Origin of the sequence: Ruegeria denitrificans, from assembly GCF_001458295.1 — a bacterium.
Lineage (GTDB): Bacteria > Pseudomonadota > Alphaproteobacteria > Rhodobacterales > Rhodobacteraceae > Ruegeria > Ruegeria denitrificans.
In genome coordinates this window covers 222,473-248,668 of record NZ_CYUD01000006.1, presented here as the reverse complement: position 1 = coordinate 248,668, position 26,196 = coordinate 222,473, and the positions used below count along the sequence as shown (strand labels likewise).

Genomic DNA, 26,196 nt, shown 5'->3' with positions numbered 1-26,196 from the left:
GACCAAGCACAAACCTTCCTTGTTGGTGAGACAGGAACCAGGCGCCAGTACCTGGATAGGTTAGGACTATCGCCTCGTAAAGAAGCGCCGGAAAAGTCACTTCGAGTATATTGGAAAGATCTGGACTTAGATTCAGGCACGAACCAGACTGAAGCCTTCTTTGTCCATAGGTCACTCGAATATCTATTTTCTTCTTACTACAACGCTTACCTGGACTACCGCCATGAACTTGTTTGCATGCGGGTCGCGAGAGGCGAATGCCAACACCCTTTTTTGTTTGTCGCCAGAGGCGAAGATCGCTCTTCGGAAAAATCATGTATTGGAAACCCCTATTCGTACTCAGCATTCAACGGAGCGTGGGAACGCGCCCTAAGACGGATTGAGGCAAGATTCGGTGAACTCATTCCAAGAGGGAAAAAGTTCGGTACGACTCCCCACGCACTAAGACATGCATATGCTCAAACTCTTTAAAACGCTGGGGTTGTTCCACCGGCGATTAAGAAGGCAATGCACCACCGTCATATCGAAAGCCAGCGAGTCTACACCGAGCCAGAGTGGGAAATGGTGAATGCAGCTCTCAACAAAGCCAAAACGGAGCTTCATACACACGATCCGGGCCACAACTGAGACGGCTAGTATCCAATCGCTAAGTGAAGGAGCATTTCAATAAATGGCAGCAATCGAAGTCAATGGATGTCTCATAAATAGTTCCATCAGCAATTTTCATCACAGGCAAAATAGAAGTACCAATGGCCTAACTGTTGGCAAGATTGTCGAGTTGACAAAACAATTCGAATCTACGGCAGAACCGTCCCTAGTCGCAGAACTCCTAAGTACAACTCAAAACGGAGGTATCCTATTTCCACTCAGGTTCGCTTTCGATTTCACACGCGGAAACCCACATGCGTTTAGGGTTTTCGCACAAAACATCGACGTATTTCCCGATGGTTTTGAATCGGTTATCGCCTATTTATTTGAAACCAACCTCTCAGAAGGCACTCGTCCGTATGTGCGCCGCATTCTGTACGCTTTGTACTTTTCGACTACTGTATCGTCCGTTTCTGACATCTCAGAGGAGGTTTGGACGACATTCGTTCTTCAGTTCAAAAACTCAGACACCCAATGGAAGCCTTCTCTCGATTTCAATGCTCAGCACAAGCGAGCGTTCTCCAAACTTGCTGAATACTTGAATGCCAGCTTCCCAACAAAACTTGGCTACGACAAACCTGTTAAAGTAAAACGCCTTGCGACGGCTGGGCGTATTACAGGCAAGTCAGTAGAAATAATAAAGAACCCCCCGGCGAACCTAATAAAATGGGTCGAAATTCTAACTGAATACCGCTCTGGTCCAAGGCTGGCCAAGACAACCAAGTACAGCAACGGCCCGTTTTTGAACTTTGCTTCTTGGTTGGATCTGTACCCAGAGGACGTGCGAAGCGATCCAAAGGTGTTTTTATCCTCCCATCGCGCCTCTCCTAGTTGGGTCGATCATGTAGTCGACTGTGGCGGTGGAACCCTTAAGGGCAAAATGGTCCCGATAGTTAACTACATTGCGGACATGGTGGACTGGTTCATCGAAGAAAATATGGTCCTGGTTGAAGGGGAAGACAGGACAAGTTACGGTCACCCATTGTTGACGAACTTGGAAAGAAAGCAGTTTGAAAATAAAGCGAAGGCAGTTTCTGTCGGCAAACCTACGCAAACTACATCCGCTTTCTTACCAAGGCGTCTCGTCAAATTAGTTCAAAAAATTTTAACAGAAGACAACTGGGCATGGCCCAAATCATTACAAGCGGATTACTTCACGATCAACGTGGATGGCAGCGCTAGGCAGGTTTGGAACCCCGTCGTCGCCTATCTAATCTATACCATGACTGAACTGCCTTGGCGGAAGATACAAGTAAAGTGCCTAGACTCCGGTGAAGGGGATGCACTTCGGTATAGCCTTGAGTCCGATATTTGGGTGCAGAACCGTTCAGCGGGCGCAGATTATTGTCAACGACACATTCAACACGCTCTTGACCGCGTGGGCGGAGCTACTCCTCGGTCCACATGAGCGCGGCTCGGACATTGAAGTCAAAGCCTTCGATGATGGAAGCGAGCGCGAGAATCCCCGTTTCGTTTTGGGAACCCGCACGGCTTTTTCAAGGAGGTTGGCATGATCGTTGACCATCAAGGTGAAATCTGTGGGTATTCACAGCTTCCCGAGCCTGATCTGGTTTTTAATGGCGGGCGAACCCACAAGCACCCCTTAGTCGGCCTGATTGATCATGGTCCTTACGGGCTCAAATTCGGAACGCTACCGACTGTGCGTTTCGCACTTGTTGCTCCCGAAAGGGAATTCGGGAAGCTTCGCGGGTTGGTCAATGAGCTTCAATCGGTGGCTGATCCCGTTGAGGCAAAGAACTACTATCCCCGCTATCCCGGCTTCGAGGTACTCTTTAGAACTCCGATTGCGCCACTAGATGAGACGCTCACGTTAAAATTTCCGAAGGAACTGGATGAATTTGCAAAGGCGCGCTCAAAGCATGAACTGGCGCAGGGGCTTTTCAGGTGCATTGCCCGCCTATCTCCACTTCGCGCCAATTTTGATGTTGCCTTGGTCATGTTGCCCGATGAGTGGGCGTCTTGTTTTGAAGGCGAGAACTTTGATTTCCACGACTATCTAAAAGCTTATTGTGCACCTTCTGATATCCCCATCCAAATCGTGCGGCAAGCAAGCTTCAATCGACGGTGCCGTGCAAACGTCATGTGGGGCCTGAGCGTTGCGCTGTACGCCAAGTCAGGCGGGATACCCTGGAAACTCACAGGCCTTGCACCAGATGAAGCATTTATCGGTATCAGCTATGCCATGAAGACCGATGAGAAAACCGGCACTCAGTACAGCACATGTTGCAGCCAGGTCTTTGATCCGGACGGAACGGGCTTTAAATTTGTGGCGTATGACACAAAGGATTTTACGCAGGACAGCCAGAGCAACCCTTACCTGTCTTACTATGAAATGCAGTCGGTCCTATCTCGTAGCCTGGCAATCTACCAGGGTGGTCATCTGGGATCACCACCAAAAAAAGTGACCATTCACAAGAACACATCCTTCACCGAAGAAGAAATCCTCGGAGCATTTGACAGCTTTCGCGCCGGTACAGAGATTGAACTCGTCCAAATCGTCAAGGGCAGTGACTGGAAAGGTGTTCGATTCACCGATCAAAGGTCGCCTTCACCACACAAATACCCGGTTCAGCGCGGCAGTTATCTGCCGCTAAGCGGAAATGAGGCGTTGCTCTGGACGCAAGGCAGCGTGCAGGGAGTCCATGTCCAGAACTCGCGCTACAACGTCTACAAAGAAGGCTCGCTCAAACCGACGCCATCGCCTGTCTTGCTACGCCGTTTCTCCGGCGAAGGTGGTTGGCACGACACATGCGCGGGCATCCTTGGTTTAACGAAGATGGATTGGAACAACAACACGCTATACAAGAAGTTGCCGGTCACGCTGGTCTATTCCAAGGCCTTCGCGGACATCCTTCAACAAAACCCACAGATGGTTGACCGCATCTACGACTTTCGCTGCTTCATGTGATCAGACTGCAAGTAGACCTCAACCATCAGGGCTTGCCGCTTTGCTATAGAACATACATAATCTCAGATGCTTACGGGCAGACTGTCGTGAACCGAGCCCGCTTGCGGTCTCGGCCCTGCGGCTACCATCCCTTGCGCGTCTTCGGACAACCGTAAACGGCTGGCATTTTTTAGGGGGGGCTTTGAAGCCCCATCCCCCGTCAAGACCAAGCCCTTCATTGCAACTTCGGGCAATAGTCATAGGCCGTGGCTTGGCTGCGCCCGCACCATCTTCCATGCTTTGCGCTTCGGAAGACCGCTCTAGTCCGCATAGCAGTCGCTCACACCGAGTGCGGCGACTGTCTACTTCGGAGTCCACTTTGACCGATGCTGTGCGATACCCCAATAACAGCAATGCGCAGAAAGCTGACTTTGCAAAGTCTAGCTATTTTGCCGGAAGCAACCACAGCTGTAGTGTCAAGAGATTGGGAGCTGCGATCCCGCAGCTGACGTCCAATTTAGAATGTTTGACAGTGTCGGTGATGGAAGAGTGTTGTTCATCCAATTCACCCGCACAACTTTCCGACAGCTGTGCGAGTGAGATAATGGAGATCAGATAATGTTGCCGCTGACTTCTTCGATAATTCGCCCGCGCAGGCTTCCGTCGAGTTCGAATTTGTGCATCACACCGTCAATCAGAACGACATGCACACACCGCAGGCGCATCGGTGCGTCGCCGTAGACACCAACGCATACGTGGTCGGCGAGATCAAAGGCATAAAAACCATCTAGCAAGGTTCCGTCTTCCAGCTTCAGCTTGGTGCCGTTGCTGCCATCATAGTACACCAGCGCCTTGGCACCGGTATTTGCGTTTTCAAACGTGACAGTCTTGTCAGCCAGACGAATGCTCACCTCTTCGGCGGTCAAACGATGGGCACCGTTCGCGAGCGCATTTTCCAGCTGGGTTTCTGCAAGTGCCGGGGCGGAAAGTGCTGTCAAGGCAAGTAGTGCTGCAAAGGTATTGATACGAGTTTTCATTTGATGTGCCTCCAAATTGTGCTGAACGGCTGCCGCTGCTTGTTGCGCGACGGCGCATCAGGCGCGGAGGTCCGGGCTTGCAAGTCAAAGATTGCTCCACGGCGCGGACTTGTGCTTAAGGGACACATGAGGAATTCTAAGGGTGATCTGAGTTGTCATAAGGCAATACAGGAGACTGCTAATGCGGTATCGGTTCGACCGTTTCACGTTTGACCCCTCACGTGGGCTCTTTCGGGACGATGAAGCCATCCCTCTCGAACCCCGCGCGCTGGATTTGCTGCACTATTTTCTGAATGAGAACGAGAGGATCATCTCGCGCGAGGAACTCTGTGACGCCCTTTGGGATGGAAAGATCGTATCGGATGCAGCCATCAGCACGCAGATTAGATCCATACGCAAAGCATTGCACGATGACAGGGAACAGCAGCGATTCATCAAGACTTACCCGCGCAGAGGTTTCAGTTTTGTCGCCCCCGTCAAGGTCGATGAAGCGCCACAAACTCTGGAGGATCGGATTGCAATCTCTCGCGCTGAACGGCCTGCGTCAGGCGACAACCGAGCGGGTCGAACTGCGATCCCAGCAGGGCTTGGGCGATATACCGCGATAGCGGCGGCAATCGCACTCGCGATTGTTGCCTATGTCTTTTGGCAGGACTCTTCCTCCGAAGTGGCGGGCGTTGCAAAACCGCCCGGCCCGTCAATCGCCGTCCTCCCCTTCGACAATCTTTCAGGCGATGAAAGCAAAACCTATCTTGCCGATGCTTTCACCGAAGACCTTATCACTGATCTGTCCAGAATTCGGGACGCGTTCGTCATCTCGCGCAGCACATCCTTTACTTATCGCGACAAGAACGTAGGCGCGTCTCAGGTGGCGGCAGACCTCGGAGTTCGCTATGTGCTGGAGGGCAGCGTCCGGTTGGAGGGCGACCGCGTCAGGGTCAATGCCCAGTTGATTGATGGCGAAAACGACAGCCATCTCTGGTCAGAGCGATATGACCGGCCTGTCGCCGATCTATTCGAACTTCAAGGCAACGTAACCGGTCAGATCGCGTCGGTGTTGCGGGCTGAACTTCGGAAAGCCGACCTGGACCGTCAGGATCCGGAACTGATGGACAATGCCTGGGACTATGCGCTGCGTGGAAACGTACTGCTCTACAATCATCAAAGTGTAACGGACTATCAAGAAGCTTACGCGCTATTGACCAAAGCGACCGAACTTGATCCCGGAATTGCATCAGCCTGGGGCGGTCTTGCTTTTGTTCATCTTGTCGGGAGCCTAGCAAACGTGCCGGGCGTCAGCCGTGCGGATTCTGCGCAGCTGTCACTGGAGACAGCTCTAAAGGCGACGCAGGCGGATCCAATGAATGCTGAACCCTATTGGCTGGTGGGTGCGGGTTACGCGCGAATGGGTCAGCCCGAATTGGGAATGCCGGCGTGCCGTACGGCTATGGACTTAAATCCGAACTTGGACTGCGGCTATGTTTGTGCAGGCTTGGTACACATGGCGAGTGATGAACCGGAGAAAGCCATCCCGTACTTCGAGTATGCGCTGGAACTCAATCCAAGATTCCGCCCTTTCACAAAGGAGAAATACCTTGGTCTTGCGCACATCCAGAGCAATCAAAACGATTTGGCAATTGCAGCCCTTGAACGTGCGCTCGCAACTGCACCGCAAGACTCGTTCGCTAATCTTGCGATGGCTTCTGCGCTGGCGTTGGACGGCAGGGTCGAAGCCGCCAGCGAATTGCTTGATCGATATTTCAGCGGAACAGGTGCCTCAAGACCCTCAGTCGAGTCTCTGCGTTCAAGTCTAGGTTGGATGGGCGCGGGAACCGAGGATATGCTGCGCGGACTTAGTGAGGCGGGTCTTTAGCTGTCAATTATGTCGTTTTGTTGCGTGAACGGCCCTTGTCCGCTTCTCGGTATCTTCAAAGCTCGCCGGTGAATGCTAGGTTTGCTGGCGCGTGTTGCAGACATTAGCGGTAGCGAGCCCTATGCAGAAATTAGATATAGGCTGCTAGCTGACCGCCACCTGAAGTTTGTTCCCCCTGAGTCAGTCTATGTAGTTACGCGTGAATGGACATTGGAATAGTCGATACCTACGATCATGATATGGCTACGTTGTCCTCCATGACGTCGCCCGACTACCACGCTAAGAAAAGGTCGCCTCGATGACTGACAATGATAGCCCTAGTCTGGATGCTGCCTACAACTTAAAGACTACTGAAGCCAATCTGAAATTATATAGTGACTGGGCATCGACTTACGATGAAGAATTCGCCGGTCGCAGTGGCTACAGGTTCGCAAAAATCATTGCGGAAGCTTACTTGGAGGCTGGAGGTATGTGGCCAGCACTGGACGTGGGGTGCGGAACTGGGCTTGTTGCGGATTACCTGCCGACCAGTTCCGTGATCGACGGCATTGATATTTCCCCCGAGATGCTGGAGCAGGCAAATGCAAAGGGGCGTTATGGGGAACTCTTTGAAGCCGATCTGACTAAGCCAATCCCGCTGCGTGACAATTCGTACATTGGCGTTCTGAGCGCTGGTACATTTACTCACGGGCATGTGGGCTCAGAGGCGCTTTCCGAATTGATGCGCGTTGCACGTCCGGGGGCAGTGTTTGCGATCAGCGGCAATCCTACATTCTACCAGCCAGCCGGGTTTAAACAGGCGTTTGAACGCATGACTGCGGGCAACCTCATTTCCGAACCAATAATACGTGAGGAACCAATTTACGAGGCTGGTGCGAAACCTCCAGAGGGGCATGAGAACGATGTCGGCCTTGTAATCGTGTTTAATAAGCTATGACCTTGGGTGATTCCCGCGATACTCAACCTCATAGGTCGGTTTCTAGTTAAAACTGGGCCCCAAACAATCTTAGGGTCAGGTGGGCTTAGAGCCAATGCGGACAAGCAGCCATCAGGTATTCCCGCCGTCTAAAACAAAACCATCGTGGCGCGGCAGGTCATCATCGAAATGAGCCCAGGGCAGTTCGCTTTCCGAACAGACATGAAATGTTGGCTCAAGCAATTCTGGATGATCCAACGTTCCGGCTGTGACAGTCACTCTAATATTACCGCGATGGAATGAGAGCGGGCTCGCGCAATTTTTACAGAAGCCTCGTAAAACATCTTCGGATGACCGGTAAAATGTCGGCTTTCCTTTAACCCATTCAAATTCACCCGGTAAAAAACAAGCACCGGTGAACGCCGGTGAACCAGTCCATCTTTGGCAATTCTTGCAGTGACAATGCCCGGCCCAAATCGGATCTGACGCGGCTTTATATCGAATGGCTCCGCAAAGGCATCCTCCGGTCCAAATCATGATATTCCCCTAATCCTGCTAGATGCCTTATCATAGGGCAGGAGTTCCGCAAAAAGCGAACGGCTGTTTTGTTGCGCGACTTGTGATCTCACTCTATTCGAACGTTCGCAGTGAATGGCTCCAATGACCCTTAAGCAGGCTATGCTGTCGTGGGCTGGTGCGTCGTGTTAATGTTATTCCCAAACTATGGTGAACGGTTGGGCAGTGGTGGACGAACCATTTTACAAAGCGCACTGGCGCGACATTGAGCCCGAACGCATGTCGGCCTACAAGGACGGCTTCCAGTGGGACGACGCAGCGGCGGCGCTCTACGCTGCTGCTAAGATTTCGAAGGGTCAGACAGTTGCAGACTTTGGCTGCGGTCCGGGAAAAGTAGCAGTGGAGATTGCCAAACGCGTGGGCGAAGACGGGCATGTCCACGCCATCGACATAAACTCCGAGTTCCTTGCAATAGCGAACCAGAATGCAGTCAAAGCTGGTGTCGCTGATCGCGTAACAACACATCAAAGCGAAGGTGTTTCCCTTCCGCTCAACAGCGACTCTCTGGACCGGATTACCGCCCGCAACGCCATCATGTATGTCGACAACCCCATTGAGACGCTTAGGGAGTTTCGCCGCGTGCTTCGGCCGGGAGGTTTGGCGCATGCGATTGAAGGGGATTGGTATATGATGGTTGCTGAGCCCGTCGAGCATGACCTGTGGCTGGCTTTTGTAAAGGCGGCGTCGCATGCCTGTCGCAACTCAGACATGGGAAGGCGTTTGTACGGCGCATTCAGCGCAGCGGGTCTCGAAGACATCCAGATTTCGATCTTTGCGAATGCAGACGTTGAAGGGCGACTGTTGGGGATGGTGCGCAACATGGCAAGATACGCCCTCGAAAGCGGCAACTTGGGCGCATCTGAAATCGACCAGGTCGTCGAGCAACTTGAGCAGGCCCTGTCAGATGGAAAATACATACTGGTGTCGCCGCAGTTCGTTGTGACAGGACGCGCGCCAACCTAAAGGCTCAATAGGCAAATCTCGTAGGCGTTCACCGCGACGAAGCGAGCGCCCACTTTGGGATCGTTCGGGATCTAAGCTGCGCTGCACACCAAGGTCGGAAGTGCCAGCCATGCGGATATCGCTCCGCTTCCACAATCAGTTGACTACGATGACGTGACTTTCAGGCCTTTCGCAAAACATAGGTCATGAAGTTGCACGACCCGAAAAACGTGCCCCTTTCGGAGGCATCAAGATGTGTCGCCGACCATCGCTGTGCGCTGTCCTGATCCAGATGTCCCGCCGCCACCATCGCCCCAGAGTAGCTATCCAGCATACTCTTAAAGAATTCGGCCTCACCTGCCTCGGCCAGAATTTCAGGCAGAAAGTCAACGACTTCCAGACCCGTGCCAGCGATGATTTCAGGAAACTGACGCATGACATGGGGGTTGGCCACCACCGTCTTCAACAGGCCTTGAAGCGCGATTTCGTTCAACGCGGGGTCGCCGGCACCAAAAGTGATCGAGGCGTAGTCGCCGTCAAACACTGCAATCCGCCCGCCAGGCGAAGTGAGGCGGGCTGCTTCCTTAAGAACCTGGGACGGATCTACCACGTGACTGACGAGTGTATGGAGCACAACGAGATCAAATTTGTCAGCGGATTCTTTTGTTGCGTGACTGTCGGCCAATTCGAAAGAAAGCCGGTCTTGTAGCCCTTCGGCGGCGGCGTACTGGCGTGCAAATTCGATAAAATCGGCCGAAAAATCGCTCCCGGTCAAAGTGGCGCTTGAAGGTAGCCTAGCCGCAAGCGCTCGCGTGACGACGCCCGTGCCACAACCCATATCGAGCACATTGCGGCGCTGTTCCAGTTGCAGCCGGTCGAAATACCGCTCTCGCATTGCAACAAATGGAGGAAAGGTGCCTCGAAATTCAAGACGATCCGCGATTTTCTGCACGCTTTCACGATCCAATTGATCGAGTGCTTGGAAGATATCAGCCAATCTGTTTCCTTTCCGGTTGGAAATAACTACGGCAGCGACCGAGTTCTCCAATACACCTTAATCATAGAGCCACCAAATAACTGCTTCGAACCCTTAGGGTTCAATAGGAATTCCAATCTTGAACGCCGTCCGTCAGGAGTAGCTAGAAAATCGAGACTGGCCGAACATTTTGCGATGTTCGACAGGGGTCAATCCAGTCTTTCGCTTGAACAACCTCCTAAACGACGGCGTATCGGCATATCCGACTGCTTCTCCGACCTCCACCACGGAGCAGTCGGTAGTTTCAAGCAACTGACGGGCCTCTTCAATACGCAGCGCCAAAACGTAATCTTGCGGTGACTTACTCGTTGCTTTGCGAAAGCGTCGTGCAAACGTAGTTGGCGGCAACCCGGAACGTTTAGCCATTTCTGCGACTGGGTTGTCGATGGCGTAATTGTCGGAAATCCATAACTGAGCCCGTGAGATAATGGCGTCAGCATGAGGTGCCGTAGTGATCATTGAACTGAATGGTGACTGAAGTTCTCCGCGGTTGGCCATAAGCCAGACTTTTGCTGCCCGTACCGCCCTTTGCGTGCCGCCGTAATGCGCGATCAGGAACGTAGCGAGTTCCTGCCACCCGGTTGTCCCACCCGACGTTACAGGCCCGCGAGACGCATCAGCAAAGCAAAGGCCGCGGTCGATGCGAAGCCGCACATTTGGGTAAAACCTTCGAAAAAGGCCTTCCCAAGCCCAATGTGTGGTTGCTTCAACCCCATCCAGAATACCAATTTCCGCCAGATAGACCGCCCCTGTACAGGCTGACACAATACGCGTCTTGGCCAAGTCGCGCTTAGCAAGCCACGCTAAACAAGGATGTTGAGTGGGGTCGAGCCGGTCGTGCGGTGAAAGAGTCAGTCCAGGTACGACAACAATATCAGCGTCGTCTGCGTTCTTAAATGTCTGGTCTGGCGCGATCCACACGCCACTTCCGCAACGAAATCCCTCGGCGTCAGGGCCAACAAGGCTGACGTCAAATACCGGGGTAGGCTCCTCGCCGCTCACCAAATGTTCCCAGTCCCGCCCTGCGGCCACCAAAGTGTCATACAGGCCAAACACGCTGGAGGCGCTGGTTTCGGGGGTGGCAACGATCTGAACCGAAAATGGCATCGGCAAAATTCCCAAAGTGGTGAATTTACCCCTTTTTTAGCCTTTCCGCCACTCACGCCCAACGAAAAATGTCGCGCAGTCTTCAAGGGTACGTAGCTTGCTGGAGGTAATAGCGAGGATGAACGCAGTTTGGAGTATATTTTTTGACACTGACAAACCGACGTTTCCGAAAAGGTCTGCCTCAGGAGAACTCAGCCCAACAGACGACCAAGGAAGAGGAACCGGCAACTGCAAAGTCACGGATGAGATGTGGAAATCGGTGATCTATTTTGGACCAGGCTGTTCACTGGTGAGAGACCGTTAATCTGAGCAATTTCGATGTCCGCTTCGCCCGTAGCTCAAAGACTGAAAAGCTTGTTGGTGAATGTTTGGGTTGGGCTGCGAGCTGTCAATCATTCTCATCGCAGGGAACGGGAATTCTGAGTCACAATGCGGACTCAAGCTGGAGCGCGTGTTAGACTACCGCTGAAATCGGAAAATTGCCCGCCCGACTTTCATTGATTAGGCTGTTCAAAATGGAACCAAGTTCAAACGTAGTCGACTTAGCGGGTATGCCTGCTCCGAGGTCATTTGTAGTCAATGGAACGAGATTTCCTTTGGTGGCAGTTGGTCTCGGTGCGCCCATTTTGTTTGTGCACGGAGCATGGGCCGATCACCGGATTTGGTGTGGCTTTTGGCAGCCGGTATCTCAAAAAGCAAAATTCCTGGCCATCACCCAGCGTCATTTCGGGGATTGGAAATGGCCAGGCGATAAGCCATTCGCACGCCGAGTTCATACGGAAGATCTAATCGATATTTTGGACGCGCTGGAAGAGCCCGTTCATATTGTAGGTTGGTCGTATGCGGGGGGCATCTTGCTTCGCGCAGCTGCAACAAAACCTGAACGTGTCCTTTCACTTGCTATCTTTGAACCATCATTTGAATGTGAGCCACCAACAGAAAGTGGGCCGCTGAAGACTGCGCGCGAGGTCGCGTGGAACCGTCTAGAACCGGCATATGAGTTGGCAGAAAACGGTGATCTGGAGCGCGGGATGAGAGTTGGTCTTGAGGCCGTCTACAGCATGCAAGCAGGTGAATTTTTTGAGCTCCACCCGGATATTCAAAAAGTGCATTTGGAAAATCGCCATACGATGCTGCCCGATTTAAACGCGGAATCGGCCGAACCGCTTTCGTTTCAAGAGTTCACCAATATCAGTTGCCCGACCTTGATCTTGTACGGAGAAAAATCATTGGATCAGTATCGGCTGATGGCGGAGTACACGAACGAAAATATTGGTGGCGCAAAACTGGTGATGGTGCCGAGTGTGAGCCATGGCGCACCGGTACAAAGGCCGGACTTGTTGGCCAACGCGATATTGGAGTTCATTCTAGGAATAGCCGCGGCTCGCAGAAAATAACCTATTTCGGCGAGTTGGGTTTATGGCCGCTTTGTTGCGCTCTACGAAACTGCAAAGTCTAGTTGCGAATGTCCATTTTGGGCTGCCACCAGTCGCTCATCAATAGCTCAGAGAACCGAGAGCAAACCTTCGAATAAGCAGGAAGCATTGACTAAATCCACTTCAATCGGCCTCATTGTGTTGAACAGGCAAAAGGGGGTCGGTTTGGGAAACTTGGATACCGAAGCCAATAAAGCAGTTGTACAACGCTACATTGACGAAATTCAAAATGGTCACTCACTTGAGGTAATCGCTGACGTTTTTGCCGAAGACTTCATTGATCATACTGCAAGCGGGGGCGGTGCGTTCGTTGGCGGGATTGAGGGACTAAAGCAAGGATATGCTGTTTTCCTGGGGGCTTTCCCGGACTTACACGCAGATGTTGAGAAGCTGATTGCTGAAGGCGATACGGTTGTGGCTTATAAAACTCTTACAGCAACCCACGCAGGTGAATGGCTAGGGTTTCCAGCCAGCGGCAATCGCGTCGAATTCAAGATAATTAGTATCTACAAGGTCAAAGATGGCAGGCTGGCCGAGTTCTGGGGGTTGCAGGACGAGGAAGCACTAAGAAAACAACTTGTTGCCTGCAAAGAATACTGAGGTTTGCTTTGTCCGCATCTCGGAAATTGCAAAGTCCCGTGACGAAAGTCCGGTTTGGGCTGCCACCAGTCTATCAAACTGATTTTAGAAAATAGTAAATCTGAGCCCGGTACTACTGCTTCGGCGATTTCGCGAGAACGGCAGATACTGTGCGCGTCTTGCGGCTTCTAGTGATCGCGATTGCACCCAGAACTAACGCACATGCCAAGGCTTGAGGTAAAGTGATGGTTTCGCCAAAGGCTAGAAAGCCCACAGCAAACATAGTGGGTAACTCGATGCTTCCGATCACCGCAGTTTGAGAAGCGCCAATTACGGGCGAGCAGATCGTGTAGATAAGTTGGGGTACGAACGCAGTGACAAGTCCAATACCAACTATGAGAAGCCAATCGGATTGTTCCTCTGGGAGCAGCTCTCCAGCTTCAGCCCCAAGGATGAGCGGCGCGAGGCCCAGAACAGACCCCAGAGAAACTGACGCGATGCGTGCCAACGGCGCGATCCGTGCCAACCTGTGTACGAGAACGCAGATTCCGAAGCCAAACCCAAATGGGGCGGCAAGGGATAGCAGCAGAGTTGGTAGATGCTCCGCAGGCACTGATGCAGGCGAGCCAGCAATGACGGCTGCCAACACAATTAGACCAGCGGCCAACAATGCGCGCCTCGTTGGTGCATCGGCGAACACGGCCCAGGCAATGACCAGAGTGAATACTGGATAGGTCATGTAAAGCACACCCACTGTCGATGCGGGCAACTTCTCCAGCGCCGTTACATACCCGATCCACCCAAGCCCCATTACGGCTCCAGCTGAAAGGCCCCAAGTGATCTCTCGCCATTCTTTTCGGTGCAAAATGAAAACAGGAAGCAGAAGAACCGCCGCAACAATGTAGCGATAAAATGCGACTGCATAGGGTGCGACGCCCTGTTCGGTCAGGTTGCGGCTGAAATAGGGAACCAGTCCGAAACAGATTGAAGCAAAAAGAACACCAAAAACCGCAAATGCGTAAGGGATGGACGGTCGATTTCGCGCAGATGTCGTTGCCATAATCTGGAGCTATCACGCATTTTCTATTTCGTCTTTAGAGATTCGAAGAACGACAGCTTTGTCCGCATCTAAGAGAATGCAAAGGCATGTTGAGAATGTCTGCTTAGGGCTGCGACCCGCCAACCATGCAATCCGCAGAGAACGGCAATATTGAGCCCAAACCAACCGAAGCTGCTGAAAGCACCAATGTCAGTGACGCGCAGACAGCGGACATGGCGTATCTGCTGAGCATCCGGCTTCAAGGGCAGTGAGAACGGCTATTGTCGTATCTCGAAAACCTTGAGCTGAAGGAGAGACAGCCATGAAAAACTATGTTGGCTTAGACGTGTCCCTGACCAATTGCGCAGTGTGTGTTCTGCAAGAGGATGGCACGCGCGTTTTTGAGGGTGAGTGCTCGACTGACCCGGATGAGATCATCAAGACGATTTATCTAAATGCTGACTGCGTTGAACGGATCGTGCATGAGTCTGGGCCGCTGTCCATTTGGCTCTCACGCGAGCTTGATCGCCGTGGCGTGCCGGTGGTGTGTATTGACGCCCGTGCGGCACACAAAGCTCTGTCGGCTCGTATGAACAAGTCAGATCGCTCGGATGCGGAGGCGCTAGCTCAGTTGGCGCGAACCGGCTGGTATCGCGAGGTACATATCAAAAGTGAGAACAGCGACCGGCTGCGCCTGCTCTTGTCAGCCCGCGAACGTCTGGTTCGCATCCGCATGGATATCGAAGGTCAGGCGCGCGGCATTTTGAAAACCTTCGGCATCCGTCTTGGCGTTGTGCGTAAAGGACGGAGCCGACGCGACTTCCGCGATCAACTGAGCGAGATTGTTTCCGGTGATCCGATCCTCGAGGTCGTATTCGCATCGATGATCAAGGTGCATGAAACAGTCTGCCATAAGACCACCGACCTTGATGCCGAGATCCAAAAATATGCAAAGGATTGCCCACTGGCACGGCGCCTGACAAGCGTGCCTGGGGTTGGGCCTATCGTAGCCCTGAGCTTTATTGCCACCATTGACGACGCAACACGTTTCCGGCGTGCGGTGGATGTCGGTGCGTATCTAGGATTGACGCCGAGACGCTACCAATCAGGCGAAACCGATTGGTCCGGTCGTATTTCTAAACGCGGTGACCAAAGCATGCGCAAGCTGCTTTATGAGGCTGCGAACATACTCATCCAACGGGTCGCAAAGTTCAGCCCGTTGAAGGGTTGGGCAATGCGGCTTGTGCAACGCAAAGGGCTCAAAAAAGCGACGGTCGCGACTGCGCGCAAGATGGCGGTCATCCTGACCCGGCTTTGGCGAGATGGGACCGAGTTTGCCTGGACAAAGGAGGCTTTGCCCGCATGATTTGAAACACAGAGTTCCGCAAACTGCGGAAACTGGTCCTATCGGGACGGAGACCGGATGACCTCGTGATGCAAAGTCGATGCGCCTTAAAAGGCGACTTCGCAGCGGACTTTTGGAAGGCATCCCGTCACCAACGCCATTGTGGGGCGGCTCGTTCGACCCCGGAGAGAACCATGAGCCCGATGCGACCTAAATCCGCCCTTGAAATCGAAACCGCAGATAGAGAACTTTGCAAAATTCAGCGGACGGCCCAATTCGGACGTCGCCCGATGGGCGTCGTTGCTGCGTTGCAGCCCGCCATTCGCCGCGAGCGCCACGCTAGAAAACAATTCGACGCGAGCACATGACTTTGCCGAAACCACCTGCCATGAGGCCAGAGATTGTTCCATTATCGATTTCCAGATCGATTTTTATCAGGCTCGGACTCGCCGGGTTCATAAACACCCCTTGTTCGATTTGAAATGATCGTTGAGATGATCCGACAAAGTCGTGCAATACACACGCTAAAGGCCCCGCAGCCATCCCCGTCGCGGCTTCTTCTTCAATCGCATATCTGGGCGCAAACATGCGGGTTGTCGCGTTTCGGTTGGTCGCTGATGGGTCTGTTGTAAAGACGTAATAGCCGATCAGATCCAGTTGTTCGCTGATTTGTGTGATTTTGGCGAAATCTGGTTTCACCTTGGCAAGACCTTCGGCATAAGCGAGGCCGATAACAATGAAACTGTTGCCGGTATTGACCAAAACCGGTGGGATCTCCTGATCAAGTTGATGTCTGCTGATCCCAAGGGAGTTCAGTACTTCGTCGATGCTTACACCCTTTTCCGCCCATTCCTCTGGTATCGCGTATTTTGGGGCCAGTTGTTCCATATAGGCGGCACCTTCTTTCATGAGTATGCGCCTCGGCCCATCAACCGTCTCCTTCGAGGTGTTGGGATTGGGAATCCGGCCTAGCGCATCAAGGCGCGAGAAGGCGGCGATTGTTGCGTGACCGCAATGAGCAATGCGCCGGTTTGGTGTGAAGAAATCAAGTTTGAAGCCTTCAGTCTCAGACCGAGAGACAAAGGCCGTTTCGGACAATCCAACCCTTGCCGCAACGGCTTGCATATCCTGTTCGCTCAATTCATCAGCGTCCAGGACGACGCCTGCGGGATTTCCTCCGGCGCCACCGTCGACAAAGCCGTGTACGATTTCCACTGTTACCTCTACGGCAGTATTTGTTTGCGTATTCATTGACTTACTCCATGCGTGAGGTCGCACCTTTGAGCGCGGTGCGGCCAGTTCCACGTCAGTTGCTAGCGGTGGTGATGCGGTTCAGAAAGGCGGTCATCTGCGCTGCAATCTCGGGCCCATACTCTTCGAGTGCAAAGTGTCCCGTATCGAGCAGATGAAACTCGAGATCATTCAGATCGCGTTGATAGGGATAGGCGCCTTCGACCGGAAAGATGTGATCATTTTTGCCCCACATCAGCAGCGTCGGGGGTTGATGTTCGCGAAACAGCGCTTGCCATTTTGGGTACTCGGCAACGTTGGTGCCGTAATCCAGAAAGAGTTCAAGTTGCACCTCTTGATTGCCATCGCGGTCAAGCAGGTATTGGACGTGCCAATAGTTATCCGGGCTGATCAACTCGGGTTTTTGAACTCCGTGGGTGAACTGCCATTTGGTGGCATCTAGAGTGAGGAATCCACGAAGCTGGTCGCCATTCTCTTGCGATGGCTCGGCCCAATAGGCTTTGATGGGATCCCAGAACTCGCGCAGCCCTTCTTCATAAGCATTCCCGTTTTGAATGATAAAGCCAGTGACCCGTTCGGGTTGTTCCGCAAACATACGGAAACCAACCGGGGCACCGTAATCCATCAGATAGACCGCGTATTGATCGATACCTTTCCGGTCGAGCAGCGCCGTCATCATTCCAGAGATATTTGCGAAAGAATACTCGAAGTTTTCGGCCATCGGCATGTCCGACCCGCCAAATCCGGGGAAATCGGGCGCGATCACGTGGTAGTTCTTGGCCAGTTCCGGGATAAGGTTACGGAACATATGCGAGGAAGTCGGAAAGCCATGAAGCAGCAGGACGGTGGGCCTGCTCGGATCTCCGGCCTCACGATAAGCGATACTGACTTCGTCGATTTGTTCGGTGCGGAAATAGACGGCCCGCGTGGCCTCAATTCCGGTCCCTGCTGCGATTGCAGGAGCTAGTGCAATTGGTGCAGCGATTGAAAGCGCGAGAATGCTGGCGCTCAGGATGGATTTCAAATTGCGCGACATGGGTGTTTCCTTTCATTGGGTTACGGGGGGCGCGTCTGAACACGCCAGGATTGACACGGGTCAGTTTTGCTGTCCGAGCGACGCTTCGAGCCTTGCGTTTCGTGCTTTCAGCGCTGCCAGCTCAGTGCGAAACGGGGCCAGATAATCTTCAAACTCTTCAAAGGTCAGGCGTTGGGGGATGTGCTGCGGGCAGTTCCAGTCCATCGCTTCAAGCTTGATCACAACCGCCCGCTCCGGGTCAGCGCGATAGTCCGGCGCTCTCAGGCGCTGCATCAAGGCCGGATCGTCCTCGGCACCAATGATCATCGCCCGACCCCAGATCTTGAGACGCTTCTGATTGGGGTAGTCCATCAGGATCAGCGAGATGCGGTCATTGCCCAGCAGATTCCCAGTGCTGAGATACTGCCGGTTGCCGCGGAAATCGGCATAGGCAAGTGTCCGTTCATCCAACACTTTCAGAAAACCCGTTGGACCGCCGCGGAATTGCACATAAGGCCAGCCGGTTTCTGAGACCGTGGCCTGATAGAAGCCGTCCCTTTGCGCGATGAAGCTGGCCTCAATCGGGCTGATCAGGTCCTCGTGACGGGTGCCTTCCAGAAACTTCGCGTAGCCGTTCGCTGAACCATTTTTGGCCTGCGTTTCGCGCACGGAAGGCGTGAAGCTGATCTCTGCAAAGGGTCGTGCCATTGAATTCTCCATCTCGGTCTGGGCGATGCCCTGGGACTGAGGTGAAGTTAATCAGAGCTTCTATGTTGCGGAATTCAGATACTTGGCAATATATTATTCCAAAAAGTGGAATAATGCTGTGGACCGATTTCACGCGCTAAACGTCTTTGTGAAGGTGGCCGAGTTGAAAGGTTTTGCCGCGGCGGCCCGCCACCTCAACATGTCACCGCCAACAGTGACCCGAATGGTTTCCATGCTTGAGGACAGCCTGGGGATCCGTCTTTTTGTGCGCACCACGCGCTCGGTGATGCTGACTGATAGTGGACAAAGGTTTATTGAGGATGCCAGACGTATTTTGGCTGATCTTGAAGAGGCCGAGCGCGCCGCTTTCGGTTCCTATGCCGAACCCACCGGGGAACTAAGTGTCACCGCATCGGTCTTGTTTGGTCGTATGTTCATCACTCCGCTTCTGGGCGAATTTCTGGATCTTTATCCGAAGCTATCGGCACGCACGCTTTATGTGGACCGCGTAGTAAATCTGATTGATGAGGGTCTCGACGTTGGTATCAGAATTGGCAACCTCGCTGATTCCAGTTTGATGGCCGTTAGGTGCGGTGCGGTAAATCAGATACTATTTGCGTCGCCATCTTACCTTGAATCGCATGGCAAACCTGAAACTCCGGATGATTTGTCCTGCCACGCGATCATTAATTCTACTGCCCTGAATGCATCCGCCCAATGGCATTTTCAAAGCGGTAGAAAGAGCATAACCAAACGAGTGAACCCACGCATCAGCATGAATACTAATGACGCCGTGATTGAGTTGGCGTTGCAAGGTCATGGGATCGGACGGCTTTTGTCGTATCAGGTGGCACCCTACATTGCAGATGGGCGGCTCAAGACTGTCATGAAGTCATATGAGCCACCCGAGGTTCCCATCCATCTTGTGCATCAAGAGGGTCGAACAGTGTCTGCGAAGGTACGCGCTTTTGTTGATTTTGCGGTCGAACGTCTCAAATCGGATTCCCTTATTGGCCAGAACCAAACTCAGGCCTAAGCGCAAGACCAACAATTAGGCAAAATCGCGCTATTCAGCCGCCGCCGCGGATGAGGCGGTCCATGCATTTGGGACAAACGCATCATCCAAAGCCGTTTCCGCCACATGGTTCGTATAGTTCGACAGGATTTTCAACGCTGTGCCAAGGATGACTTCCAGCATGGTCTGGCGGGTATAGCCAGCCGTCAGAAACGCCTCGACCTGTGCGTCGCTGGGCCAGCCTCGGCTTTCGTTGATCACGATGACGAATTTGCGCAGTGCTTCCAATTTGGGGTCGGCGATAGGGCTGCCATCGCGTAGTGCTGCGATGACGTCCTCGGGGACTCCTGCCATCTGCGAAAGCGTGGTATGGGCGGCCATGCAGTACTTGCACCCGTTTAACCGGTTGTTAGTCATCAGTATTATCTGGCGCTCAGTCTCTGACAGGCTGGTCTTCCCGAAGATGCTGGAAAGTGTTGTGTAGCCTTCCAGAATTGCGGGAGCTTCGGCCATGGCGGCATAAAGGTTGGGGACAAAGCCATACCCTTTCAGCGATGCTTCCAGAATTGGTTTCGCCGCATCTGGGGCGGAGGCGATTGTATAGGTCTCAAAATCAGTCATGTCTGGTTTCCTTTGGGAAGAGTTTTCGACGCACGCGAATTGTCATTGCGGACAGGGCGTCTTGGAGAAATGCCGGCCTTTTGGGGAGGGGAGAGGCAGCGGTGGCTCCGACCGGCAAAAGCCACCAAATTCCTCGATCAAAGGCTGCCGACAGGCGTGTGGTGGATGTCTGTCCACTTGGCATGGGCGCCTTGGATCACGGTCTCTTTGTCCTCAAGGTACTTCTTGAAGATGTCCTCATTCACAAAGAGATAGAGCTTGTTGTCCACGATATCGGCATACCGAACATCGCCATCAAGCTTCTTGCCTACATAGACGCCAAAGGCGCAGAACCCGCCGAATTGAGGCAGATGTGCCGCCGGATCCGCTTCGAATGTAGCTTGCGCCGCTTGCGACGCAAAATAGTAGTCCACACCATCATGGGTCGACGTGTAAGTGGCGTTGCCCATCTCAGGATTATCGGCTTCAAACATCGACACAGGATCGACGCCATGCATGCCGAGGGGCTGCCCGGTCAAGGTAAGACTGTTCGAAACGTTGTATTCATCGTCAGCCAATGCCGCCGCCGCCAGGGCGAGAGTCAACGCTGTTGTAAGTGCGGTAAATGTAAAGATGCGTGTCATGATATGTCCTTTCAGGATGTCAGGATCAAATTTGAAGATCGATTTGGGTCAGGCCGATTGGCCAATGCGCTCAACCGCGTCGTCGGTCCACCAGACGCCGTTGGCGACCATTCGGAAGTTGATTATGGCGGCGAGATACCCGTCACCTTCAGGCACCTTGGCCCCGGCTGTGGCATCGCGAACGACAGCGACTTCGTAGCCCAGCTCCAGCAGCTCGTAGAGATGCGCCTGCGTACACAGGTTCGCCGACATCCCCGCGAGGATCACCTTGTCGATCTTGCGTTTACGCAATTGCAGGTTCAGGTCATTCTGAGCAGGGCTGTAAACCTTGTGTGGCGAGCAAATGATGGTTTCGCCATCCTCGATGTACTTCTTGTATTGCGGCATCCAGTCGGCACCTGAGCCCTCGAAGTTGTCCAAATTGAGCGGTCCCAGGCGGTCAAACATGCCGATGCTGTGCATCGTGGCTTCCAGAGTGCCCTCGAACTCCCACTTGTGGTCATGCGGGTAGTAATAGTGGGGCGAGATGAAGACCGGCATCCCCGCAGCCTTGGCGGCAATGAAAAGCCGTTCGATATTGTCGACCGTGCCCTGTTCGGTCACGCTTTCGCCAACGACACCCCACGTCACACCGTCCTCTGACAAAAAATCAATCTGGGGGTCGGTCACCACAAGCGCAGTACGCCCCGGCTCAATGGTCATGTCGATTTGGGGAAGGCCTGGATTTTCCGGGTCAGCATAGTAGGCGCGTGCTTCGTCGGTCGCGGCAAGGGCCTGCCCGCCAGCCACTATTGTTGTACCTGCCGCGGCCGCACCGGCGGCTTGTTGCAAGAGTCGCCGGCGCGCCATATCAACGCGTTCGGGCGTGACGTCGCAAGCGCAGCTTGCTCCATGTTTGTGGTCATGATTGCTCATTGAAAATTTCCTTTGTCTGAGAGGGGCAAATGGGTTTGCTTTACTCGGGAGCGCCCCAGGTGGATCTGACAAAGAAGAAGTTAGGCGCCACATCGATTGAGGTATCGGCCCGCCCTGCCAAGGTTTTGGCCGAACCTGCCATGTGGTCTTGAGGTGTGTGCCTAGTCGGAGGTCGCCTGCTGCCTGAATCGTGCCGGAGCCTGGCCAACCCAGCGCTTGAAGGCGCGGCTGAACGTGCTCTGTTCCGAAAACCCGGTCATAAAGGCGATCTCGGCTATGGAAGCCTTACCGTCACGGAGCAGGTCACGAGCGAGTGCAACTTGTGCCTGACCAAGAACGTCGCGATAGGTCAGCCCTTCTTCGGCCAACCTGCGGTAAAGAGTGCGCTCGCTCATTCCCATCTCTTGGGCGACATGCGCCGCCTGCGGTGCGCCGTCACTTAGGGCTGGCGTAAGCCGGTGGACAATTGCTTGGCTCAGTGAGGTGTCGTCATCGCGAGAGTTGAACTCCTCATCCAGGTGCTTCGTCATGAAATCTGACAAGCCCGGATCGCCAAGACGATTTTCGCTTTCCAGCATAGCAGGGCGCATAGCAATGGCGTTGTGGGCGCTCCCAAATCGAACCGGGCACCCGAAATATTCGGCGTAATGTTCTGGCTCTTGTCTGCATGCATGCTGAAACGTGACATATGCGAGCGACAACCCATCACCCACAAACCGATGCATGTTCCTCGCAAAGGCCGCAAGCGCGCATTCGTTGCGCAGCTCCAAGGCGGCGCGATGTGGTGTTTGTCCTTCAAAAATCCAAAGAACCGGGTCGCCGGTTTCATCAAGTTTGTAAACTGCGGTGTCCGTGACGAGACGAAAATAGCGCTCGATCCGTTGCAATGATTGCCGCAAGGTCGGAGCTGTCTTAACGGCCAAGCCAAGTACGCCGAGATCATCGGTCGCAATCGCGTTTGCATAGGCCTCAACCAACGCGGCCTCGTCCGCTTGTTGCGCACGAATCCAATCTATCAAATCGAAATACGCATCATCCGCCAATTGGCCGTCTTGAGCTTCTGGTAAACGCAGCACGACAGCGCCATTCGAAATCAGGGCGCCATCGTCGTTCAGCGTCATCCCGGCGGCGTTGGCCATCGCGCGGGCGAATGCGTAAGTTACACTTGCCATACAGTGAGATTAGCACTGGAAAGCTCTTTCACACCAGATCGTCCAACCCTGTGATAGGTATAATAAATAAAGACAGCCTCGATCTTCGGGCGCTTGAGGATAAATGCGCCAAACTGATAAAACTCGTCATCAGGTTTTCTGAACGGTATCGTCCGAAAGCGTGCGGTAGCAAGCAGTCATAGAGGTCATGATAGATGGGCGAAATTTTTATATCTGTGCTGCTGCCGCTCGCAGTTGTTGTCATCATGTTCTGCCTTGGCCTCGGACTCACGGCGGCCGACTTTCAACGCATCGGACGACGTCCACGTGCCTTTTGCGTCGGGGCTCTCAACCAGATCATTTTGCTGCCTTGCATCGCTTTGATGGTGATCTTTATCTTTGGGATTTCCGCCGAGACAGCCGTTGGCATTATGATTTTAGCGGCCTGTCCGGGCGGGGCGATCAGTAACATCGTAACCAAGCTTTCGAATTGGGATGTTGCTTTGTCCGTTACTCTTACAGCAGTCTTCAGTCTGACTTGTGTCGTTACCGTACCGCTTATCCTGGGGTTTTCGATGCAGATGTTCATGGGGGCAACTGCGCCCGCTATCGACATCTCTTCGACGGCTTTAGCAATGTTTTTTTTAACAGCTTCTCCAATCCTAGTCGGGGTGACCGCGCGGTCATTGGCGCCGCGGATTGTAGCCGCTGTCGAACCAGTCTTTGGCAAGGTCTCTATGCTACTTTTTGCACTGGTCATTGGAGGCGCGATCATTTCAAACTGGGTGGTGGTCGCGGATAACTTCCTTAGGCTTGGACCCGCACTTTTGGTTGTAGGTGCGTCACTCACGTTTATTGGCATCATGAGTTCAGGGATGCTCGGATGCACAGACATCGAGGCGAAGACGATTTCAATTGAGACCGGCGTTCAAAACGGAGCTTTGGGGATCGCAATTGCCACCTTGCTGTTGCCTAACACCAATGGGTTAAGCGAATATGCCATCCCATCCGCAATTTATAGCGTGGTCTGGATCGTAACAATGTTGCCTGTGTTCGCTTTCCTTGCGCGAAGAAGCCCAATTTTATGATCCTGACGCCTATTTGCCAGCTCTGGTTATGGGCTGGGCCACGTCCCTTAGTTTCCATGTCGGAGCGCCATCTGGTCAAAGAGCGATCAAGGAGCTCCCAAGCCCTCTGTGGAAAGGCCGCTTTGGCGATTTTCCTTGTTGAAGGGAAAAACTGTTGCTGCCAGTGCGGTGGATCCTGCGTCAGCGAAGGTGTAGACTCCAAGGTCAGTTTTGTCCGCAAGGCGGAAGTCACCACGCTTGGATGTGAAGCCCCGGTTTTGAGCTCAATCCATACTTTGAAGACTTGCGAGACGGCTCAAATGAAATTGCCTTTAACCAAACGACGAACTTGCTGGGGTCTCGTTAGGCAAATCTGCCGTTCTTAGTGTTCCAACGGAAATTCTGTGCGGAACCCGGAATTGCGTTAAGGTTGCGTAAACAACGTTGGTTCCTCATTTTGAGACGAAGTGATCCAAAGCAAGATTGAAAGAGAATTGAATGAAACGCCTGTTTCCATCTCTGCCGGAGAACGCGACGCTGGGAAGTGTCTATCAAGCCTTTCCAGACAAGCTTTCTCCACTCTGCGCGTACGAAAGCTTGGTGATGAGGGGCGAGAGCGACCTCTCGGTTGCTGAACGTGAATTGATTGCAGCCTATGTCTCTGGCTTGAATGCTTGTGCGTATTGCCATGGGGCGCACATCGTTTTCGCCAAAGCCTACGGCATTGAGGTCGAGACAATCGAGGCACTGATGGAAGACCGCGATACGGCGCCAGTCGAAGATCGTCTCAAACCATTGCTGGCATACATTGAAAAGCTCACTGTCTCGCCATCCCGAATGACAGAAGCCGACGCAAAAGCAGTCTACGCGGCAGGCTGGTCAGAGAGCGCGCTGTTCGATGCTATCCAGGTCTGCGGTGTCTTCAATCTCGTGAACCGCTTCATAGAAGGAACAGGTGTTCAAAGCCCTGGCACTGATCCAAGAGATGCGGACGAAGCCACTTTAAACCGCTACCGAAGTGACAGCTTCTATACCGATTTCGGACGAGAGAACGGCCTCGACATCCCTTGAATTGATGTTGCTCGAACTTTCGAACGACGACAAAAAGCTGGCCCTATATCGCGGCAGAAGCGGCCTTTTCTCCCGAGGTTAACCAATTCGTCGATACCAGTCGGCACCTTCAGTTATTTTGGTAGATCCATGTTCAAACCTCGATGATCCGCCCTGCTTTTCCTAGATAACCCATTTTCGATAAGGTTTTGGGGACATGTGGTCTTTGTAAGGGGAGCGAGTTGCTTAAATTTGACGCTGAAACAACGAGATTGCTTGAAATCGCCTATCAGGGAGCTGAATTGACACGGCGAAGACAGGCTTCATTTGATGCGCTGCGCCCGGCTCCTGGTGAAACTATTTTGGATGTCGGTTGTGGCAACGGGATGTTAACAGCGGAGTTGGCCCGCGCAGTCGGCTCGGATGGCTATGTCATCGGGATCGACCCAAGCGCTGACATGACGGGAGGCGCTTAGAAGAAGCGCGCACTACTACAACGACAGTCTTCATAGACTTCTTTTGGGTAAGGGCGGCAGGTAAGCTGTTCTAGCGGTCTGGGTCTGTATCGAGTTTGCCCCAGAAATCATCAACCAGATCTGAGAAGCCATCATTCGAGGCCTCTTTGGGCACTAGACCAGCTCTTCGCCGGCGTTCGACCTCGGCCGCTAGTTCTTCCTCAGTAGCTGTTTCAACCACATCACATCGAAGAGCTTCAATCTCGTCCGCTGTCCACGACTCAAATTTGTTAGTGTAGAAGCCCAGAGAATATGGCTCGTCATCAGAAATCTGTTGGATCACAGCATTCCAATCGTCATTCTGGCTCGATTCCTTTTCGATCCTCTCGTCTGGTTCGCGAATGGACTCACGGATCAACGGCAGCAGCTTTGCCTGAGCGCTTTCTTCACCAGCACCAGTCCCTGCAAGCCAAAGGTCTGCGATCTTGCGAACAAGCGACCAAACAGTTTGATTTCGTGGGTGGTCTTCGATTCTACCGCCAAGGCCTCGTTCTTCAACACCGAGCTGTTCAGATGCCCTCTCATTCATGCGGATATCGTAATCAGACACGTCAGCCAGATCTGAAGCGTTCTCAGCAATGGCTCGAGCGACCTCGTTTTCGCCGACATAGACAACCACCTTCAACATCCCGCTACCCCTTCCTTAGCCGGTTCATCACTCGGTCCAGGTGGTTGTAGTCCAGATCTCGCATGATCCTTTGCACTTGCTCTAGATCGACTTCGCGATCTTTTCCAGCAGTGCGGACGATGTGTATGACGTAGATCGCCAACGCGACAATGATCACGGCGGATAAGATCAAGCTGAAATGCTCTAGCTCCATCA

General features: G+C 53.1%; 27 protein-coding genes. 13 read left to right on the top strand and 14 right to left on the bottom strand.

The features are described from left to right. Positions 1–670: 670 nt before the first annotated feature. Complete coding sequence (locus tag RUE5091_RS11355) at positions 671–2,056, top strand: VPA1269 family protein (RefSeq protein ID WP_058282029.1); 1,386 nt, start codon at positions 671–673, stop codon at positions 2,054–2,056. A 102-nt stretch (positions 2,057–2,158) separates the two neighbouring features. Then, positions 2,159–3,577 (top strand): argonaute/piwi family protein, encoded by a 1,419-nt coding sequence (locus RUE5091_RS11350; RefSeq protein WP_058282028.1) that lies wholly within the window; start codon positions 2,159–2,161, stop codon positions 3,575–3,577. Between the two features lie 590 nt (positions 3,578–4,167). Here the strand turns inward: RUE5091_RS11350 and RUE5091_RS11345 are convergent. Further along, entirely contained in the window at positions 4,168–4,593 is a 426-nt protein-coding gene (locus RUE5091_RS11345; RefSeq protein WP_058282027.1) for a hypothetical protein, read from the bottom strand. Between the two features lie 181 nt (positions 4,594–4,774). Here RUE5091_RS11345 and RUE5091_RS11340 point away from each other — a divergent pair, with 181 nt between their 5' ends. Further along, positions 4,775–6,466: a winged helix-turn-helix domain-containing tetratricopeptide repeat protein gene (locus RUE5091_RS11340; protein WP_058282026.1), complete on the top strand. Its 1,692-nt coding sequence runs from the start codon at positions 4,775–4,777 to the stop codon at positions 6,464–6,466. A gap of 298 nt (positions 6,467–6,764) precedes the next feature. Continuing rightward, positions 6,765–7,403: a class I SAM-dependent DNA methyltransferase gene (locus tag RUE5091_RS11335; protein ID WP_058282025.1), complete on the top strand. Its 639-nt coding sequence runs from the start codon at positions 6,765–6,767 to the stop codon at positions 7,401–7,403. A 111-nt stretch (positions 7,404–7,514) separates the two neighbouring features. Here the strand turns inward: RUE5091_RS11335 and RUE5091_RS22640 are convergent, their stop codons facing one another. Further along, complete coding sequence (locus RUE5091_RS22640) at positions 7,515–7,919, bottom strand: GFA family protein (RefSeq protein ID WP_082643627.1); 405 nt, start codon at positions 7,917–7,919, stop codon at positions 7,515–7,517. A 207-nt stretch (positions 7,920–8,126) separates the two neighbouring features. Between RUE5091_RS22640 and RUE5091_RS11330 the strand changes: the two genes are divergently transcribed. Then, entirely contained in the window at positions 8,127–8,921 is a 795-nt protein-coding gene (locus RUE5091_RS11330) for a methyltransferase domain-containing protein (RefSeq protein ID WP_165590772.1), read from the top strand. Between the two features lie 160 nt (positions 8,922–9,081). Here RUE5091_RS11330 and RUE5091_RS11325 read toward each other — a convergent pair whose 3' ends face one another. Beyond that, on the bottom strand, positions 9,082–9,897 hold the full coding sequence (locus tag RUE5091_RS11325) for a methyltransferase domain-containing protein (protein ID WP_058282023.1): 816 nt from the start codon (positions 9,895–9,897) through the stop codon (positions 9,082–9,084). Positions 9,898–10,029: 132 nt separating this feature from the next. Then, the gene (locus RUE5091_RS11320; protein WP_058282022.1) at positions 10,030–11,043 is read right to left on the bottom strand and encodes a GlxA family transcriptional regulator; all 1,014 of its coding nucleotides are present in this window, start codon (positions 11,041–11,043) and stop codon (positions 10,030–10,032) included. A gap of 599 nt (positions 11,044–11,642) precedes the next feature. Between RUE5091_RS11320 and RUE5091_RS11315 the strand changes: the two genes are divergently transcribed. Beyond that, positions 11,643–12,440: an alpha/beta fold hydrolase gene (locus tag RUE5091_RS11315; protein ID WP_165590771.1), complete on the top strand. Its 798-nt coding sequence runs from the start codon at positions 11,643–11,645 to the stop codon at positions 12,438–12,440. A 147-nt stretch (positions 12,441–12,587) separates the two neighbouring features. Then, on the top strand, positions 12,588–13,079 hold the full coding sequence (locus RUE5091_RS11310) for an ester cyclase (protein WP_165590770.1): 492 nt from the start codon (positions 12,588–12,590) through the stop codon (positions 13,077–13,079). A gap of 112 nt (positions 13,080–13,191) precedes the next feature. Here the strand turns inward: RUE5091_RS11310 and RUE5091_RS11305 are convergent, their stop codons facing one another. After that, positions 13,192–14,118, bottom strand: coding sequence for a DMT family transporter (locus RUE5091_RS11305; protein WP_058282019.1), 927 nt, complete (start codon positions 14,116–14,118; stop codon positions 13,192–13,194). 125 nt (positions 14,119–14,243) lie between these two features. Here RUE5091_RS11305 and RUE5091_RS23755 point away from each other — a divergent pair, with 125 nt between their 5' ends. Together RUE5091_RS23755 and RUE5091_RS11300 are read left to right on the top strand one after the other, a co-directional pair. Continuing rightward, entirely contained in the window at positions 14,244–14,369 is a 126-nt protein-coding gene (locus RUE5091_RS23755; RefSeq protein ID WP_279385379.1) for a hypothetical protein, read from the top strand. Positions 14,370–14,419: 50 nt separating this feature from the next. Continuing rightward, positions 14,420–15,463, top strand: coding sequence for an IS110 family RNA-guided transposase (locus RUE5091_RS11300; RefSeq protein WP_058282018.1), 1,044 nt, complete (start codon positions 14,420–14,422; stop codon positions 15,461–15,463). Positions 15,464–15,781: 318 nt separating this feature from the next. Here RUE5091_RS11300 and RUE5091_RS11295 read toward each other — a convergent pair whose 3' ends face one another. The 3 genes from RUE5091_RS11295 to RUE5091_RS11285 are packed head-to-tail and all read right to left on the bottom strand — an operon-like array spanning position 15,782 to position 18,416. Beyond that, positions 15,782–16,693: a PhzF family phenazine biosynthesis protein gene (locus tag RUE5091_RS11295; RefSeq protein WP_058282017.1), complete on the bottom strand. Its 912-nt coding sequence runs from the start codon at positions 16,691–16,693 to the stop codon at positions 15,782–15,784. A 55-nt stretch (positions 16,694–16,748) separates the two neighbouring features. Continuing rightward, positions 16,749–17,729 carry an alpha/beta fold hydrolase gene (locus RUE5091_RS11290; RefSeq protein ID WP_058282016.1) on the bottom strand — a complete coding sequence of 327 codons (981 nt, stop codon included), beginning with the start codon at positions 17,727–17,729 and terminating at the stop codon, positions 16,749–16,751. Positions 17,730–17,789: 60 nt separating this feature from the next. Further along, complete coding sequence (locus RUE5091_RS11285) at positions 17,790–18,416, bottom strand: pyridoxamine 5'-phosphate oxidase family protein (protein WP_058282079.1); 627 nt, start codon at positions 18,414–18,416, stop codon at positions 17,790–17,792. 118 nt (positions 18,417–18,534) lie between these two features. Between RUE5091_RS11285 and RUE5091_RS11280 the strand changes: the two genes are divergently transcribed. Next, positions 18,535–19,452, top strand: coding sequence for a LysR family transcriptional regulator (locus tag RUE5091_RS11280; RefSeq protein WP_058282015.1), 918 nt, complete (start codon positions 18,535–18,537; stop codon positions 19,450–19,452). Between the two features lie 30 nt (positions 19,453–19,482). Here the strand turns inward: RUE5091_RS11280 and RUE5091_RS11275 are convergent, their stop codons facing one another. The 4 genes from RUE5091_RS11275 to RUE5091_RS11260 all read right to left on the bottom strand — a co-directional run bounded on the left by RUE5091_RS11275 (position 19,483) and on the right by RUE5091_RS11260 (position 22,762). Continuing rightward, positions 19,483–20,052, bottom strand: a complete 570-nt coding sequence (locus RUE5091_RS11275) for a carboxymuconolactone decarboxylase family protein (RefSeq protein WP_058282014.1) — start codon at positions 20,050–20,052, stop codon at positions 19,483–19,485. A gap of 137 nt (positions 20,053–20,189) precedes the next feature. Next, on the bottom strand, positions 20,190–20,675 hold the full coding sequence (locus RUE5091_RS11270) for a YHS domain-containing (seleno)protein (RefSeq protein WP_058282013.1): 486 nt from the start codon (positions 20,673–20,675) through the stop codon (positions 20,190–20,192). Positions 20,676–20,723: 48 nt separating this feature from the next. Next, complete coding sequence (locus RUE5091_RS11265) at positions 20,724–21,590, bottom strand: cysteine hydrolase family protein (RefSeq protein ID WP_058282012.1); 867 nt, start codon at positions 21,588–21,590, stop codon at positions 20,724–20,726. 161 nt (positions 21,591–21,751) lie between these two features. Next, on the bottom strand, positions 21,752–22,762 hold the full coding sequence (locus RUE5091_RS11260) for an AraC family transcriptional regulator (RefSeq protein ID WP_058282011.1): 1,011 nt from the start codon (positions 22,760–22,762) through the stop codon (positions 21,752–21,754). A gap of 194 nt (positions 22,763–22,956) precedes the next feature. Here RUE5091_RS11260 and RUE5091_RS11255 point away from each other — a divergent pair, with 194 nt between their 5' ends. From RUE5091_RS11255 to RUE5091_RS11245, 3 genes are all read left to right on the top strand, one after another. Continuing rightward, positions 22,957–23,829: a bile acid:sodium symporter family protein gene (locus RUE5091_RS11255; RefSeq protein WP_058282010.1), complete on the top strand. Its 873-nt coding sequence runs from the start codon at positions 22,957–22,959 to the stop codon at positions 23,827–23,829. Between the two features lie 477 nt (positions 23,830–24,306). Beyond that, entirely contained in the window at positions 24,307–24,879 is a 573-nt protein-coding gene (locus RUE5091_RS11250) for a carboxymuconolactone decarboxylase family protein (RefSeq protein WP_058282009.1), read from the top strand. A 221-nt stretch (positions 24,880–25,100) separates the two neighbouring features. Continuing rightward, on the top strand, positions 25,101–25,334 hold the full coding sequence (locus RUE5091_RS11245; RefSeq protein WP_082643624.1) for a methyltransferase domain-containing protein: 234 nt from the start codon (positions 25,101–25,103) through the stop codon (positions 25,332–25,334). 70 nt (positions 25,335–25,404) lie between these two features. Here the strand turns inward: RUE5091_RS11245 and RUE5091_RS11240 are convergent, their stop codons facing one another. Both RUE5091_RS11240 and RUE5091_RS11235 read right to left on the bottom strand, forming a co-directional pair. Further along, the gene (locus RUE5091_RS11240; protein ID WP_058282007.1) at positions 25,405–26,001 is read right to left on the bottom strand and encodes a hypothetical protein; all 597 of its coding nucleotides are present in this window, start codon (positions 25,999–26,001) and stop codon (positions 25,405–25,407) included. A gap of 4 nt (positions 26,002–26,005) precedes the next feature. After that, positions 26,006–26,194 (bottom strand): hypothetical protein, encoded by a 189-nt coding sequence (locus RUE5091_RS11235; RefSeq protein ID WP_058282006.1) that lies wholly within the window; start codon positions 26,192–26,194, stop codon positions 26,006–26,008. Positions 26,195–26,196: the final 2 nt, after the last annotated feature.